Genomic DNA, 16,310 nt, shown 5'->3' with positions numbered 1-16,310 from the left:
TTTCCCAGCCAAAGTCGCAACCTGAATGAATAAGTGAACGGGTCTCAGCATCGACCAATAAACATCAGTAAAATCAGAGCAGCAGCTCTACTTTTAATAATGCCTAACAGTGAGCAACGAGTAGCCTTACCGCATGGAGGGGATAAGAGACTGAGCAGAAGTAATACAGTGGAAATGGCACTTGAGGCGTTTGATATGCATTGGATAGTGTAAAACTGCCATAACCGCCTCCGGCTTAAACTCTTGAAATGATATGGACTAGAGGAATGAATAATAACGCTAAATTTGCGCAATAATTGCATGTTTTTGGAGGCTATTCAACCCTTACAACTCAATAAAAATGCATATTTAGTGAATATCTAAGCCATTGTTATTTAACAACCTGAAAAATAAAAAATCTATATATCAAGCAGATGAAACTTTGAATTGCAGCAAAAAACATTCATCTCAACAGTTTTTTAGCTATTTTCGCATGAAAAGAGAGCAACCGATCGCCAATATATGAGAAACTCATTGACGATTTGGTGCCAATACGGTTTAATGCGCCCCGTTGCCCGGATAGCTCAGTCGGTAGAGCAGGGGATTGAAAATCCCCGTGTCCTTGGTTCGATTCCGAGTCCGGGCACCATATTTAAGCTTGTTTGTTATTGTGACTGAACATCAATCTTAACAAGCAGGTGATTGGGTAGGAATACGATACGCTCGTAATTTCGCCATCTGAATTGTAAAAGTAGTTAGCAATCAATTAGCTCACTTGTTAAATTAAGTGGACTTTTTTACGCGTTATGGTTACACAAAGTTTCCTCTAGCGTCAAATCAGCAAGGCTCAATAATCCCTCACACTTCAATATACTACATCAACTCTTGCTCTAGAATATCCCGCAAACTGTCAACACTCTCATCGATATGTAGTGGTATTTCACCTAGCAGGGTTCTACATCCCCATGTCGTTGCAACAACGCTCACACCCAGCTGCGTTATTTGTGATGATGCGCTACGACTGCTCCGAATTGCGTAAATAACCCAACACCTGCTTCAACCCAACCCTGGCTATCAACTGCTCGGTACAAAGGATAATAGTTCGCTGAAAATACCAACTGTTGAACGGATCCATATAACGCTACGTCAGAGAAAAGCCGGTATCGGATTCCCACAGCAAGATTTTTGCAACAGTGCCCGTCAAAGAAAGAGTGGAGGAACCCACGATAATGGCCTGATGGAAACTAAAATAGCCAAAAATCGTACCCAATATCCCACGCTTGTTGACTATCTAAACCTACAACTGAAGAGCACGTACTTTGGCCGTAAGGCAACTGGCTAAACGCACAATTTCAGTCTCTTCAGCGGGAATGAATCCCATCGTCGTTGCTGCTCCAAGTAGTTTCCTGCTCTGGCTGAAGATAGGGCATGAAATGGCCCGTGCTCCGGGTATCCCCTCGGTCGCGTGATAGCGCACTGCGTATCCCTGCCGCCGCACTTTTTCCAGTGCTGCGGGATCGACATTGGGCTGCACTGCAAGAGAAGAATCAAATGCCATGAATACCCAACCTGCTGCACTAGAGCACAAAGGCACCGGAGTATTACCAAGGTAGTCGATGTCGATATTCTTATAGCTACGATTATAGTTGGTCAATAGCAGGTGCTCACCCTGACGAATAACTAGCCCGGTAGAGTAATTGAGCTCATCGCGCAGTTCGCAGAGGGCATTATTGATAATGGTCAGCAGTGTATTTTGCTTTTCTGCCACTGAGGCCAGCGCCAGTAATTTACTGCCAAGGGAATAGCGACTTGTGGCGCGGTCCTGATACAACATTTGGCAGCGGCAGAGAGAAACCAAATACTTATGTAACCGACTTTTCGACAGACCACTCATGCGCGCGATATCCGCAGCACGCGCAGTTCCGCCCAGCGCCGTGACACTCTCCAGAACAGAAACCGCAATATCGACCGAATTTATACCTTGTGCCTCTGTCACGTTCTCATCCCAATTGTCTTATTAATTTCTGAGATTAATTTAACATTTTTACTGCTTCAGAGACATCAAACCTGCATGTGCGTTTACTCCGCTACACCTTCAACGGGTGAATTTCTTCTACTCACCTCTCATTAGTAGAATTTTCCTCTACCTATTAATCGTTAATTTGATTTTCTTCAAGATCCACATTAGGTGAACTTGGTTTACTCATTGTGAACACCAGTGATGTCGCACCACATAAATATAAAATTATAAAGAGGATTACTAATGGATGATCTCTCGTTACTCCGGCTTAATCGCCGAACACTGTTGAAAGGACTTGGTGTGGTGGGGCTTGCTACCATCTCTCCCTGCGCCTTTTCCCTGGCACCCGGACAAAGCACCCCACTTCCTCGGGTGCGTCTACAACTTTCGGACTATAAAACCTTCCGTTCAACCTGCGCTATGGAGTGTCTGCACTGTAACCTAACCGCCTATGTCTACCAGGATAAACTGATTAAAATTGAGTCCAGTAAAGACTTCAACGTGAAATGTTGCCTGCGGGGTATCAGCCGGACCAAATGGGTATATCACAAGAAGCGTATTACCACGCCTTTGCTGCGTGTCGGAGAGAAAGGAGAAGGAAGATTCAAGCCCATATCCTGGGACGAAGCACTCGATTTAATTGAAAAGAATATTCGCTCCACTATGGCCAGTCATGGCAATGAAGGTCTGCTGATTTCGACCCATGCCGGTAATATGGATTCAATCAAAAACGACATGGGCAAAGCTTTCTTCGATTATCTTGGCGGCTCAACCAAACAGGCGGGTTCACTGTGTTGTTCGGCTGTCACGGCGGCAATGATGCCGATGCTCGGGCTTCGTTATGCTGACACCCGCGATACCATTGCCGATAGCCGCTACATTATCTGCTGGGGTAACAACCCGGCGGTGACTATGCACGCCTATTACAAAAACTACATCAAGGCGCAGGAAAATGGCGCACGTATTGTAGTTATCGACCCGCGTTTCAGTGAAACCGCTGCCAAAGCGGATGAATGGATCCCTATTGTTCCGGGTACCGATACTGCACTGGCACTGGGCATGATGAAAATCATCATCGAGGAGCAACGCATTGACGCTACATTCCTGCGTCAACATACCGGAGCGGTCTATCTGGTAACACCAGATAACCAACAGATGCGCGCGGATCCACAGGACGCCAACAGCTATTTAGTCTTTGATGTAATCAGTCAGAAGCTGGTACGCCATGACAGCCCAGGAATTGAACCTGCGCTATTCCAGCACCAGCTTCCGGTCAACAGTGGCTACAGTACCGTGTTTGAGCAAATCTATCAGCAAGCAGCAGCTTGGCCAGTGGAGCGCGTTGCTGCGGAAACTGATATTCCTGTGGGTACCATTCTGCGCCTGGCTCGAGATTATGCTAGCAATGCACCGGCGATGATTATCCAGAATATGTCCGGTGCCCAACGTACTGAATTCGGCACCTACGTCGCTGCCAGTCAGTTCTACCTTGCTCTGCTGACCGGTAATATTGGCAAGCGAGGCGCTGGCGTTTGCGATGCCGGTGGCGCAAGACAGATGGCGAAGTTTAGTCCAATTATTCCACCAGCCCCCAATGCCAAGAAAATTACTCCAATCCCCGTGTCCAAAGTCGGCGAGTGGATTGTCAATGATAAACCTCATCCCATTCAGTTCTGGTGGATCATGACAATGGGCGTGATGACCCAACTCCCGAATACCAATCAGGTACGTAAGGCATTGCAGAAAGTCCCCTTTGTCGTGGTCGCTGATAATCTGATGAGTTCTACCGCGCTCTATGCCGATCTGGTGCTTCCCGTCACCACTATTTTCGAGGATGTCAGTCTGATGGCAGGGGTGCGCAGCCACTATGTACAGTTGATGGAAAAAGCCGTAGAACCGCCAGGTGAAGCCAAGCCCGACTACTGGATCTTTGCCCGACTGGCAGAACGTTTTGGTTTCGGTGACGTCTTCAATCAGCCGATTGAGCACTATATCAACACCTGCCTACAAGGGTCAGGAATCACCTTGGAGCAGTTAAGAAAAGGACCAGTCCGCCCAGTTGAAGGCGATTGGATCCCGTTCAAGGACGGGATATTCCGCACACCAACCAAAAAAGCGCACTTCTTTATTGAAGAATGGCAAAAGCAGGATTTCCCCCCGTTGGTGACTTATCTTCAGGTCAAAGAGTCGGTCAAAGGTTCGCCAGAGTTGGCACAGAAATACCCGCTGATGGCAGTACAGCGCAAGCTGGCACGCAGCGTGCACTCCAGCCATGGAATGAACGAATGGATACTTGAGGTACAGCGCGACCAACCTAATGTCATGATCCATCCACAGGACGCCCAGCGGCGCAGTATCCGCCATGGCGACTGGGCAATCACCTTCAACGATCGCGGTGAGCATCGGGCTATTGCCGTTGTCACCACTCAGATCAAGCAAGGAGTGGTCTCGCTAGATAACGGTTGGTGGGAACAGCAGGGAGGTAGCAGTAGCCACATTACTAACGATCAGTTCGAGGTCTTGGGTATCGGTCACTGCTGTAACAGCACGCTGGTTGACGTGAGAGCGGAGGGATAATCAATGTCTAAACAATATGGCTTTCTGATCGACATCAAACGCTGCTACGGCTGCAAAACCTGCTCAATGGCATGTAAATCTGAAAACAATACCCCTCCGGGAGTACTGTGGCGACGGGTGCGTGAGTACAACACCGATAACCCCAACACCGGTGGGTTTATATCCATGTCATGCAACCACTGTGATGACCCGCAATGTATGAAAGTCTGCCCTGCAAACACTTATAGCAAGCGGCCTGATGGCATCGTGGTGCAGGATCATGACAAGTGCATCGGTTGCCGCATGTGCATCATGGCCTGCCCTTATAACGCCCCGGTATTCGATCCGCAGGAAGGGAAAACCAGCAAGTGCAATTTGTGTGCAGAACGGCTAGATGAAGGTCTGCTCCCCCGCTGTGTTGAGTCTTGTCCGGCTGGCGTACTGTTATTCGGTGAAATCGAAGAACTGAGAAAACGGCATACCACTGACTGGGCCAGTCTGGAAGCTCGCTATCACCTGCCGGATCATCGTATCAGCGGCCCGAATGTCGTTATCATTCCGGCGGACAAATAAGGAGGCATTATGGATCAATATGAACTTCCATTGGTATTTTTCACTGTGCTGAGCCAATGGGGTATCGGTGGCGTGTTGGCACTCACCTTGTATCGACTCAGCACCGTCCAATCGGATAAGGCTGGATTGTCGCTGCAGCAGTTTAAAACTCTGGCGTTGGCATTGTGGTTAATTGAGGTTCTCGGTTCCTCACTATCTCTTGCACACCTTGGCAGCCCTGCAGGAGCTTATCGGGCAATACTCGGCATCAACCATTCCTGGCTCAGCCGCGAAGCCGTTGCCTTCGTGCTATTGAATGGATGCATGTTGCTGTGGTTGCTCACTTGTTGGCGGCGACCGCAGCAAACAGCACTCATTTCGGTACTAGGGTTGCTCAGTGTGGTCGTGGGTACTGGGGCAATCTTAGCTTCGGCGCAGATATACTCTCAAATGGTGGGTCACTCGCTGTGGCATGCCCCTTTTACCCAGTTGGCATTTCTCGGCACTCCGGTGCTACTTGGCTTTACCACCTTGGGGATTGTGCTTAATGTTTGTGGTCTGGTAGTACCGCGTATTATTCGCTACGGAATACTGCTCGGTATTTTGCTGGTTATCGGAGCACTGATTGGTCGCTATCAGATTGCCGAGGCCAGTGCGGCTGGCCTACTGCTGTGGTGGCAACTTTGTGCCGGCATATTGGTCAGCGCCGCACTGTTCACCTTATTGCGTAGCGGAACGCGTTTCTCGCCCGCAGTAGGATTACTGGCTGGCATTGCGGTAGTTTCCGGTGAACTGGTCGGGCGAATGCTTTTCTATAGCAGTGTTATGGGCCAATTACCTTTGTTTTGATGGCCTAATTTGCCAGCAAATTACTCTGCAGGGGACTAACTCATCCCCTGCAGATTCTGACGTAGCAGGTTCTGCCGCATAAAGTAACTGGCCCACCTTGAAGGTATAACCGCTTTCTACTGATGTGGTCATCCCCTTGGACTTATACTTTTCGGTATTCAAATTCTGACCATTAACTGGGTTATTGAACCAACAGTATTGCGCCCAGTTATCGACAAATAGGCCGGTTTTATTGACATTGTCGGCATACCAGGTGCTATAGACGCCAGTGCTGTAGCCCGACTGTCGGGATTCTGTTCGGGTTTTGCTGTTACCGTAACCGGCCGGCGATATCACCGTACCAGTGGCATGATATAGCGATTACTTTGGGTGCGAAGTTGGTCTTGGGAATCGAGCGAGCGATTATGGCCGCCTTCATTTTAAATAAAAATCAACTCATCGTTCATGAATCATCATTTTTAATGAAAAGCTAACCTACCATTAATATATTTAAAACATTATCATTCGAATACAACTCTATACACATAATAATATACACGGCATGCTAACAATATTGATTCCGTTATTACTTACAGCCTATAAGGTATATCTTGCCATTTTCAAGAAATATCTTATAGCGTCAGTCTTTGACGTATAAACTCAATGGAACCACCTATTTTTAAACGATATGACACTTATATCAGCGAGGGGAGGATATCGATCCGAACGTGATAATTAACGCAGTGGTAATATAAGTATGGCAGGGAATAATAAAATTATGTTACTCGATAATGTCATAATGCAACATGGTCACTTTTATTATTGATTCAGTGCAGAATGGCAATATAAAATATTTTTATCATTAAATTCATAAATTTATGATATTTTCATTGAGAAATAACGAAGCTAAAACAGCATTAAAAATGCGATAAATTTATTTAACATGAGTGATTCCCATAATAAAACAGAAAGATTACTTATAATTTGTAGGTTTGATTACTCAAATAATATTATAATCCTAATTTAATGATGGAAAAATATTACTTTACTGTTTAAATTAAAAGCAACTTTAGTTTCATACACCTTTACATAATTAAAATTCACGAGGTTTATCCATGCCAAGTTCGGCCAAATTGAGCAGATTATCCATCGCTCTAGGTATGACAATGTTACTGCATTTTCCCTTATATGCTAATGACGCAGTAGAGAACTATAAATATTCTCTGCGAGATGGAATAGATATTTGTTTTAATAAAGTTAAAGAAAAACTCGGCGATAAGGCAAAAGTTTCAACTATAAGAGCATCTTTCGCTTCTGGCGGTGAGATTGATCCCCGCAAGGCTGGTAGGCCACAAGGCATAATGACAAACTGTACGGTCTCTTACCAAAATCCGGAGGACCCAAGGAAATTGTTAAATATGCGTATGGATAACAAAACCGGTGAGTTTAATAAACCTCGCCTGGTAGAGATCAAAGTTATGGGTGACCCATCAAAATTCGATATTAATGACTACTTGATTTCTCTTGATAGGGTCGATCTGTCACCTCTCCCTGCGTTTATGGCTAGTCAGGAGAAAAAATTGAGCGAGTATTACTCAAAATTTGCATGGACAGGTGTAAGTTTAAGTGCTCCTGGTACCTTCAGTAAGGTGCATCATTTACGTGTTGATGTTGAGGGACGTCTTACCGTCAATGATATCAAGGATAGTGGTTACGCAGGCCTCTCGATTGACAGTAAAGTGATTAATAATAATCGGTTAACTAAATAGATGGTAGTTGCCTTCTGAAAATGACAGCGTGATTTCACCGAGTCTCATTGTGAGCTCGGCTACCATATTACTGGGTTACAGTTTATGGGGCATCAGAGTAACGAATTCCGCGCATATGCTCACCGGCTGCCGATAATCACATACCATTAGTCACCACGAATACGGGTTCTTAAGTGAGCCCTACCGTGCGTCCCATTCATCCAGCTTTTATTATCATCGGTCGTAAAATGCAGTGGATCAGTCATGCCGCACACTTCAACGTCTGTTAATGTCTCAACACGGCTAAGATACCCTGCAGCAATAACCATGAGAAGTCCGGTGGTGTAAGAATATCCGATTTACCGAGATACTCACGTGAGATGGTATCCAAACAAATATAATGGCATTCATCTACTCTTCTTTAATAGTGTCGAGCCACAGCGCTGCTTACCTTTCGACTTAGTTGATCAGCATGATGCCCAGATACGGGCCGACTAATGTTCCCCCACTTTTCCCCCACTCTTTAACTGCAATTCCTTGTCTTCTATCTACTGATAACTGTGATCTCTGTTGGCAAGTTTCACAAATCATACTTGTATGGTAGTTGGTTCAGGGTTATTTTCCGCTCATACGTTATCAGCAATAGCAGGATGTGGATGCCATGAGAATTGTTAAAGCCGAAGTGTTTGTCAGTTGCCCAGGAAGAAACTTCGTTACCTTAAAGATCACCACCGACAGCGGGCTCACGGGTATCGGCGATGCCACACTAAATGGCCGCGAACTACCGGTGGCGTCTTATTTGAAAGACCATGTCTGCCCGCAGTTGGTCGGCCGTAATGCACATCAAATTGAAGATATCTGGCAGTTTTTCTACAAAGGAGCTTACTGGCGGCGTGGCCCGGTCACTATGTCTGCCATCTCTGCTGTGGATATGGCGCTATGGGACATTAAAGCCAAAGCGGCCAATATGCCGTTGTATCAACTACTGGGCGGCGCTTCACGCACCGGCGTGATGGTTTATTGCCACACGACGGGTCATTCAATAGATGAAGTGCTGGACGATTACGCCAAACATCAGGAAATGGGATTCAAAGCGATCCGAGTGCAATGTGGCGTGCCGGGGATGAAAACCACCTATGGCATGGCCAAAGGAAAAGGGCAGGCGTATGAACCCGCCACTAAAGGTAATTGGCCGGAAGAACAGCTGTGGTCAACAGAGAAATATCTCGATTTCACCCCCAAACTTTTTGAGGCCGTACGTGACAAATTTGGTTTTGATGAACATTTGCTGCACGACATGCACCATCGCCTAACACCGATTGAAGCCGCCCGTTTTGGCAAGAGTGTCGAACAATATCGTCTGTTCTGGATGGAAGATCCTACACCGGCAGAAAACCAAGAATGCTTCCGTCTGATCCGCCAACACACCGTGACGCCAATCGCCGTCGGCGAAGTATTCAACAGTATCTGGGACTGCAAACAACTGATTGAAGAACAACTGATCGACTATATCCGCACCACTATCACCCATGCCGGCGGCATTACCGGGATGCGCCGCATTGCCGATTTCGCCTCACTATATCAGGTGCGTACTGGCTCGCACGGCCCTTCTGATCTCTCACCAATCTGCATGGCGGCTGCCCTGCACTTTGATTTGTGGGTGCCGAACTTTGGCGTACAGGAATACATGGGTTACTCCGAGCAAATGCTAGAGGTATTCCCACACAACTGGACGTTCGACAACGGCTATATGCATCCAGGTGAAAAACCGGGGTTGGGCATCGAGTTCGACGAAAAACTGGCCGCTAAATATCCCTATGATCCGGCCTACCTGCCGGTGGCACGCCTAGAAGATGGCACCTTATGGAACTGGTAACTGGAGAGAAAAAGATGAAAAGCGTAATGGTTCAACAGCCAGATAAACTGGTCATTGAAGATCGTCCTGTGCCACAACCACTGCAAGGGGAGGTCCGTATCCGCGTCTCAAGTGCTGGGATTTGTGGCTCTGACGTGCATATTTACCACGGCCATAATCCCTTCGCTAAATACCCACGAGTGATTGGTCATGAGTTCTTTGGACACATTGATGCCACCGGTGAAGGCGTGGATCCGTCACGTATCGGTGAGCGTGTCGTCGGCGATCCGGTGGTCAGCTGTGGCCACTGTTATCCATGCTCGGTAGGACGACCTAATGTTTGTACCGAACTGGAAGTTATTGGCGTACACCGTGATGGCGGTTTCAGTGAATATTTGACGCTACCGGCTAAAAATGCCCATCAGGTACCTGACAGTATCCCCGATAGTGAAGCCACGATGGTCGAGCCCTTTACCATCGCCGCCAATATCTGTAACCAGATGGATCCCGGTCCGTTGGACGTTGCTTTGGTCTATGGTGCCGGGCCAATGGGCCTGACTTCAATTCAGGCGCTACGCGGCGTTTACGGCGTAAAAGAGATTATTGCGGTGGACCGCATTGATGAACGTCTGGCGATGGCAACTGCTAACGGTGCCGATCAGGTGATCAACAACAGTAATCTCGATTTAGCGAGCGAACTGAAAGATAGGGGTATTCGGCCAACGTTAATTATCGACGCGGCCTGCCACCCGGCAATCCTGCCTGAGGCCATCGGACTGGCGTCTCCAGCGGCGCGTATCGGCATTATGGGTTTTTCTGCTGATCCCTGTGTACTCAGTCAGCAGGCCATTACCAGCAAAGAAATCACCATTTACAGCTCACGTCTGAACAGTAATCGCTTCCCGCAAGTGATTGACTGGATGACAAATCACAAGATACACCCGAAGAAATTGATTACGCATCAGTTTGCCTATGCACAAGTACTGGATGCAATGGAGATTTTTGAAAAAGACCAAAAACAGTGCTGTAAGGTCCTATTGAAATTCTAAACCGACAGCGTTCAGGTTGCAGCCAGGTCAGCTACCTGAACGACACCGGGCCTCTGAACCCAATCTTTGCTGTACTTACAACAACAAATTGCAGAGAACAGAATAATGATAAATACACAAATTAGCCCCATCCAGCCGGAAAGAAGCACTTCAGATTTGGTCAAAGCAGCCGTTTCCGGCTGGCTGGGCACCGCGCTAGAATTTATGGATTTTCAGCTTTATTCACTAGGTGCAGCATTAGTTTTTCATGAAATATTTTTCCCGGAACAATCCGCCGCCATGGCATTAATCCTGGCGATGGGCACATACGGTGCAGGCTATATCGCCCGGATCGTTGGTGCGTTTTTCTTTGGTCGCATGGGGGACACCATCGGTCGTAAGAAAGTGCTGTTTATTACCATCACCATGATGGGTATCTGCACTACTTTAATCGGTGTGCTGCCAACCTATGCGCAAATCGGTATCTTCGCCCCGTTACTCCTGGTGCTATTGCGTATTATCCAGGGATTGGGGGCCGGAGCAGAAATATCCGGAGCTGGGACTATGTTGGCAGAATATGCGCCTACGGGTAAGCGTGGAATTATCTCCTCACTGGTGGCTATGGGCACCAACTGTGGCACCCTGTCCGCCACTGCCATTTGGGCCATCATGTTCTTCTTCCTGTCGAAAGAGGAGCTTATAGACTGGGGTTGGCGCGTACCTTTCCTGGCTAGCGTTGTTGTGATGATCTTCGCCATCTGGCTGCGACTGAATCTGAAAGAAAGCCCAGTATTTGAAAAAGTTAATGACGATAGCGCAGTGGCTGATAATACCCATTCGCTTTCCGCAATGTTCAGTAGCAAATCTTTCTGGTTGGCGACTGGGCTGCGTTTTGGTCAGGCTGGTAACTCTGGTTTGATCCAAACCTTCCTGGCCGGTTATCTAGTGCAAACCCTGCTGTTTGAAAAAGCGATCCCAACGGATGCCTTAATGATCAGCTCCGCCATTGGCTTTATCACCATTCCGTTACTCGGTTGGATCTCCGATAAGATCGGTCGTCGAATACCTTATATTCTGGTTAATATCTCGGCCATTATTCTGGCTTACCCAATGATTTCGATGATTGTGGATAAGAGTAACGAAGTTAGCGTGATTATGGCCTCCATCATTATTATCCATAACGTCGCGGTGCTCGGGTTGTTTGCGCTAGAGAATATCACCATGGCAGAAATGTTTGGTTCGCGTAACCGCTTTACCCGCATGGCCATTTCCAAAGAGGCTGGTGGTTTGGTCGCCGTTGGTTTTGGTCCGGTATTGGCTGGTATCTTCTGCAATATCACCGATTCCTGGTGGCCAATTGCGATAATGATGATTGTTTATTCCACTATCGGTTTATTGGCTGCGGTATTAATGCCTGAAGTGAGAGATCGCGATTTGAGCGTAGTTGAAGACGCGGCTGAAAGCGAAGCGCTGCCAGTCGCCAAAAGCGTAAGCCGGTATTAACCCTCAAACAGCGGTTTAGGCCCCTTGCCGCAGACACTGTGCTGCGGCAACTCAATACACCACACAATGAGTTTTAACATGAACACCAAGCTATTATCGGCCAATGCCATACTCCCTCAATACGATCGCAGCAAACTAATCCCTCGCCTGGTTCATCTAGGATTCGGGGCCTTTCATCGCGCTCATCAGGCCGTGTACGCCGATATCCTGGCACAAAATCAGGGTAGCGACTGGGGATATTGTGAAATAAACCTGATCGGCGGCGAACAGCAAATTGCCGACTTCAAACAGCAAGACTATCTCTATAGTGTGGCTGAAATGTCAGCCGATGCCTGGCAGTGCCGGGTTATAGGCGTGATCACGCAGGCACTCCATATACAAACCGATGGGTTGGAAGCCATACTCCAAGCCTTGCTTCAGCCAGAAGTCGCGATAGTTTCCATGACGATAACCGAAAAAGGCTATTGCCACTCTCCCGCGACAGGTCAACTGCAGTTGGAACATCCTTTGATTGTCCAGGATCTGGCTAATCCGCAGCGGCCTCAATCTGCCGTTGGAGTCATTGTGGCAGCGTTGGCACAGCGCAAGGCTGCGGGGCGACCAGCCTTCAGCGTGATGTCTTGCGACAATATGCCAGAAAATGGTCATGTGACACGCAACGTGATCACCGCCTATGCCAAAGCGATCGATCCGGCTCTGGCGATATGGATTGAAGCCAATGTTACCTTCCCTTCCACTATGGTCGATCGCATTGTTCCGGCCGTTACCACAGATTCGTTGGCGCAAGTCGCACGGCAAACCGGTGTGCGAGATCCTGTTGCCGTAACCTGCGAGCCATTCCGCCAATGGGTAATTGAAGATAATTTTGTTGCCGGTCGCCCTGCTTGGGAAAAGGCTGGGGCTGAACTGGTCAGTAATGTGTTGCCTTTTGAAGAGATGAAGTTGCGTATGCTAAATGGCAGCCATTCTTTTCTGGCCTATCTTGGTTATTTGGCCGGCTATCAGCATATCAGTGACTGCATGCAAGATGAGCACTATGTCAAAGCCGCTCGCCATCTGATGTTGGCGGAACAAGCTCCCACACTGAATACCCCAGGTACCGACCTGGAAAAATATGCAGATTCCCTACTGGCACGCTATCGCAATACGGCGCTGAAGCACCGAACCTGGCAAATCGCCATGGACGGCACACAAAAGTTGCCTCAGCGTATGCTGGACTCGATCCGTTGGCATCTGGCCAACGGCAGTGATTTCGCCTGTCTGGCTCTGGGTGTTGCTGGTTGGATGCGCTACGTAAGTGGCAAGGATGAGCAAGGCCAGCCTATAGAGATAAGTGATCCTTTACGCGAAGAAATTGCACACTTAGTAGCAGCTAGCACTGAAGGGGAAGCTCGAGTACAGGCGTTATTACAAATGGATTCAGTCTTTGGCCGTGACCTCCCGGATAATCAAACGTTCGTTAGTGCCGTAACCCAGGCTTATCTGGCACTGTTAGCGTACGGAGCCAGATCAACAGTGGCTAAAGTGTTGGCACGCTAACGCTCTCACATCTCTGGATACGGGTGGATTTATCCATCCGTTATCGAAGGATAATCTGCTAGTATGGTGACATTCGAACTTATTCTTTTTAATTGACTGTTGCCATGTCTGAATCGTACAGCCTCACCAACAACGTACCTGTTAATCAGCAAATCTATCGTTTTCTGCGTACAGATATTGTCGATTGCACGATCCCACCGGGCACACTACTTTCCGAAAAAGAAATCGCTACCCGTTTTAGTGTGTCACGCCAGCCAGTGCGCGAAGCATTTATCAAGCTGGCGGAGGCCGGTCTGGTGCAGATCTTGCCGCAGCGTGGCACTTTTGTGATGAAGATTTCTGCCAAACGGGTGGCCGACGGTCGTTTCATTCGCCAAGCAGTGGAATGCGCGATCGTACGCCGCGTCGCCATCAATATCACCGCACAGCAATTAATGATATTGGAGCATAACCTGCATCGCCAAAAGCTGGCGTCTCAGAACAATCAAATCAGAGAATTTTTGGCATTGGACGATGAGTTTCATCAGTTACTGACCCAAATGGCCAACTGTACCCTAGCCTGGGAAACCATCGAAACCATCAAAGCCACTATGGATCGGGTTCGTTTCCTCAGCCTGAGTGAAGTATCGCCACCAGAGAGGCTGATCCAGCAGCATTACCATATCTTTGAAGCCTTAAAGGCACAGGATCCGGATGCCGCCGAGCGTGCTATTCATGAGCACTTACAGGAAATGATCTATTCCATCACTCCTATTGCCCTGCAAAACACCGACTGGTTTGAAACCGAATAACCTCTCGCCCTCTCCCTCAATAGTGTTTAAGAGAATACCTTGAGCACTATTGAGTGAGTGGCTACATATCATTCTCGTCATCATGCATTTCAGTTTCTTCCAGTTCCACAGTCAATGTATCAATACGGGATTGCTCTGATTCCAGTATTTCAAGGGATAACCGGTCAGATACCTTCGTCACGATAGCAATCAGTTGGCAGCATTGTTGCGCACACCGTGATCTAAATAACATTCTAATATCTTAATCAGCACATACTGGCATCTTAATTCTGTTTCTCAGACAAACGCCGCAGAATATTTATTGGGCTATTTACTCATTGCGGGGATGCTCTCAACATTGATGATGTAATTATATTTCCACAAGGAAACATCAGTAAGATGGACTGGCAAAAGAATCACTCTATTTAAACAAAAAATTAATTACTCATATCTAAATCATCATTTTTATGAAGAATTAACCTAGCCTGACTATATTTAAAATATTATTATTAGAATATAAATACCCACTCATAAGATCTAATACACGACAATAATATTATTTCCAAAAAATAATAGCCCCGTTACTTCAAACTGACCATAGGCAAAGGATTTTTATTTGTAGGAAATATCTGACTTTGGCGAAATATATTGTATTAAGCCACGCTGAAATCAAAATCAGGCACAATACCCCCCCTTAATCATTGCCTCCTTAATTTCAAAAGGTGTGTTGGTCAATTCGCCATTTTTTTCGACGAAAATAATATACAGCCAGCTCCCACAAAGAGTCTTTATTGATATACATTAAAAACTGAAGTCAGGGTTCAGTACCAGCGTTTATAGGGTTATGAGACATGATTTAACACTGGTGTGTTCTTTGATATTTAGATGTATCGACGGCGAAAATTCAGATAATTTGTCCACATTGCCATGAGTCCCGTCGCGTTATCTGGGAATTGTCACTCCGTTTTCCAGGCCGCTGTAAATACTGTCTGAAGAGGTTTGAACTACAAAACATCCAGATCGGAGATACACTAGCCCCTAGAAAGGTAAAACATTAATTATTATAAAAATCAATTATATACAAAAATTAATGCTCGATGATGTTATTAGTCAATATCTGACAATCAACCATTACAACTACATTTTAGCCACAGTCTAAAAGGAACCATTTCAATCGGTAATCAGCATGCAATGTACACAAGGGTTCGATAATCGACTTTTAAAATACTCACCACACGTTTAGCCTGCGTCTTCACCCCATTGGACTATATACCCTTTATCAGTTGGTAAGTTAGAGAAGCAATATATTACTAGTAAATAACTTTTCCCTCACATTTGTCACTCCTAAAATTTAATAAAATCGCTACTTTAATAAAGATATTATTGGTCATTTTCTTTTATTGATTAATATCATATTTTTTGCATAAAAATAAAAACCCGAAAATAACCACCCCACCAATTGATTGAACTGGCTTTTTCAAATAAAACAGCATCATTAATTAGAGGTTATTATTTTTATGATATTTTATTTTATTTAAAGTTGTATTTTTAGCTTGATAAATCGAATAATAAATGTAACCCAGACCTTTAATATCGTGTTTAATATAAAAAATCGACTTATGGAAATAATTGAGACAAAAAAACAAATGGACCTTTTGCATGCTATTTACACGACTTCGCAGTGTAAATTTTTCATCATTACAACCTGTATTTATTGATTTGAGATTTATCTTATAAGATTGAATTTAAATTCAGAGAAATAATATTCAGCCCAGACATTACTGATTATTAACTTAGGAAGATTCGGCTATTTTTACTTTCAAAGTCTGACACTGAACAAAAAGTTGTTAATAGACAATCATTGCCTCTACCTAATATTTAGGTATTGCGGCCCTTATTTAATCCAAGGTGCAGGGCTCACACTATTAGTCA

Annotated in this window: 12 protein-coding genes, 1 tRNA gene and 1 pseudogene; 10 read left to right on the top strand and 4 right to left on the bottom strand. The window is 46.1% G+C overall.

The annotated features are described in order from the left end of the window. Positions 1 to 552 precede the first annotated feature (552 nt). A tRNA-Phe gene (locus DJ58_RS13185) sits at positions 553 to 628 on the top strand. Between the two features lie 648 nt (positions 629 to 1,276). Here DJ58_RS13185 and DJ58_RS13190 read toward each other — a convergent pair. After that, positions 1,277 to 1,975: an IclR family transcriptional regulator gene (locus DJ58_RS13190; protein WP_004706859.1), complete on the bottom strand. Its 699-nt coding sequence runs from the start codon at positions 1,973 to 1,975 to the stop codon at positions 1,277 to 1,279. Between the two features lie 267 nt (positions 1,976 to 2,242). Here DJ58_RS13190 and DJ58_RS13195 point away from each other — a divergent pair, with 267 nt between their 5' ends. Genes DJ58_RS13195 through DJ58_RS13205 form a run of 3 tightly spaced genes read left to right on the top strand, consistent with a single transcriptional unit; the run spans position 2,243 to position 5,956 of the window. Beyond that, the gene (locus tag DJ58_RS13195) at positions 2,243 to 4,576 is read left to right on the top strand and encodes a molybdopterin-containing oxidoreductase family protein (protein ID WP_032910302.1); all 2,334 of its coding nucleotides are present in this window, start codon (positions 2,243 to 2,245) and stop codon (positions 4,574 to 4,576) included. A gap of 3 nt (positions 4,577 to 4,579) precedes the next feature. Further along, on the top strand, positions 4,580 to 5,128 hold the full coding sequence (locus tag DJ58_RS13200) for a 4Fe-4S dicluster domain-containing protein (protein WP_004706861.1): 549 nt from the start codon (positions 4,580 to 4,582) through the stop codon (positions 5,126 to 5,128). Positions 5,129 to 5,137: 9 nt separating this feature from the next. Then, a complete protein-coding gene (locus DJ58_RS13205; RefSeq protein WP_004706862.1) occupies positions 5,138 to 5,956 on the top strand; it encodes a dimethyl sulfoxide reductase anchor subunit family protein in 819 nt (272 codons plus the stop codon). Positions 5,957 to 6,043: 87 nt separating this feature from the next. Here DJ58_RS13205 and DJ58_RS22630 read toward each other — a convergent pair. After that, positions 6,044 to 6,375 (bottom strand): annotated as a pseudogene (locus tag DJ58_RS22630) (autotransporter outer membrane beta-barrel domain-containing protein); the annotation flags it as partial. 675 nt (positions 6,376 to 7,050) lie between these two features. Between DJ58_RS22630 and DJ58_RS13210 the strand changes: the two are divergent. Further along, on the top strand, positions 7,051 to 7,704 hold the full coding sequence (locus DJ58_RS13210) for a hypothetical protein (protein ID WP_004706863.1): 654 nt from the start codon (positions 7,051 to 7,053) through the stop codon (positions 7,702 to 7,704). Between the two features lie 146 nt (positions 7,705 to 7,850). On the opposite strand, the gene DJ58_RS23385 is transcribed toward DJ58_RS13210, so the two are convergent. After that, positions 7,851 to 8,012, bottom strand: a complete 162-nt coding sequence (locus DJ58_RS23385) for a hypothetical protein (protein WP_004706864.1) — start codon at positions 8,010 to 8,012, stop codon at positions 7,851 to 7,853. 332 nt (positions 8,013 to 8,344) lie between these two features. On the opposite strand from DJ58_RS23385, the gene manD reads away from it, so the two are divergent. The 5 genes from manD (at position 8,345) to DJ58_RS13235 (ending at position 14,399) form a co-directional block, all read left to right on the top strand. Beyond that, positions 8,345 to 9,559, top strand: coding sequence for a D-mannonate dehydratase ManD (gene manD / locus DJ58_RS13215; RefSeq protein WP_032910304.1), 1,215 nt, complete (start codon positions 8,345 to 8,347; stop codon positions 9,557 to 9,559). Positions 9,560 to 9,573: 14 nt separating this feature from the next. Beyond that, complete coding sequence (locus DJ58_RS13220) at positions 9,574 to 10,587, top strand: Zn-dependent oxidoreductase (protein WP_032910306.1); 1,014 nt, start codon at positions 9,574 to 9,576, stop codon at positions 10,585 to 10,587. Between the two features lie 105 nt (positions 10,588 to 10,692). After that, the gene (locus DJ58_RS13225; RefSeq protein ID WP_177426617.1) at positions 10,693 to 12,069 is read left to right on the top strand and encodes an MFS transporter; all 1,377 of its coding nucleotides are present in this window, start codon (positions 10,693 to 10,695) and stop codon (positions 12,067 to 12,069) included. A 78-nt stretch (positions 12,070 to 12,147) separates the two neighbouring features. Further along, the gene (locus tag DJ58_RS13230) at positions 12,148 to 13,608 is read left to right on the top strand and encodes a mannitol dehydrogenase family protein (RefSeq protein ID WP_032910308.1); all 1,461 of its coding nucleotides are present in this window, start codon (positions 12,148 to 12,150) and stop codon (positions 13,606 to 13,608) included. A gap of 104 nt (positions 13,609 to 13,712) precedes the next feature. Further along, positions 13,713 to 14,399, top strand: coding sequence for a GntR family transcriptional regulator (locus DJ58_RS13235; protein ID WP_032910310.1), 687 nt, complete (start codon positions 13,713 to 13,715; stop codon positions 14,397 to 14,399). Positions 14,400 to 14,460: 61 nt separating this feature from the next. Here the strand turns inward: DJ58_RS13235 and DJ58_RS23380 are convergent, their stop codons facing one another. Then, entirely contained in the window at positions 14,461 to 14,631 is a 171-nt protein-coding gene (locus DJ58_RS23380; protein ID WP_153802876.1) for a hypothetical protein, read from the bottom strand. Positions 14,632 to 16,310: the final 1,679 nt, after the last annotated feature.

The organism is Yersinia frederiksenii ATCC 33641 (assembly GCF_000754805.1).
Lineage (GTDB): Bacteria > Pseudomonadota > Gammaproteobacteria > Enterobacterales > Enterobacteriaceae > Yersinia > Yersinia frederiksenii.
This window is presented reverse-complemented; position numbering and strand designations above follow the sequence as displayed.

Coding starts and splice junctions, on each gene's coding strand:
- DJ58_RS13195 (WP_032910302.1), top strand. CDS start 2,243: ATGGATGATCTCTCGTTACTCCGGCTTAATCGCCGAACACTGTTGAAA.
- DJ58_RS13200 (WP_004706861.1), top strand. CDS start 4,580: ATGTCTAAACAATATGGCTTTCTGATCGACATCAAACGCTGCTACGGC.
- DJ58_RS13205 (WP_004706862.1), top strand. CDS start 5,138: ATGGATCAATATGAACTTCCATTGGTATTTTTCACTGTGCTGAGCCAA.
- DJ58_RS13210 (WP_004706863.1), top strand. CDS start 7,051: ATGCCAAGTTCGGCCAAATTGAGCAGATTATCCATCGCTCTAGGTATG.
- DJ58_RS23385 (WP_004706864.1), bottom strand. CDS start 8,012: ATGGTTATTGCTGCAGGGTATCTTAGCCGTGTTGAGACATTAACAGAC.
- manD (WP_032910304.1), top strand. CDS start 8,345: ATGAGAATTGTTAAAGCCGAAGTGTTTGTCAGTTGCCCAGGAAGAAAC.
- DJ58_RS13220 (WP_032910306.1), top strand. CDS start 9,574: ATGAAAAGCGTAATGGTTCAACAGCCAGATAAACTGGTCATTGAAGAT.
- DJ58_RS13225 (WP_177426617.1), top strand. CDS start 10,693: ATGATAAATACACAAATTAGCCCCATCCAGCCGGAAAGAAGCACTTCA.
- DJ58_RS13230 (WP_032910308.1), top strand. CDS start 12,148: ATGAACACCAAGCTATTATCGGCCAATGCCATACTCCCTCAATACGAT.
- DJ58_RS13235 (WP_032910310.1), top strand. CDS start 13,713: ATGTCTGAATCGTACAGCCTCACCAACAACGTACCTGTTAATCAGCAA.
- DJ58_RS23380 (WP_153802876.1), bottom strand. CDS start 14,631: ATGTTATTTAGATCACGGTGTGCGCAACAATGCTGCCAACTGATTGCT.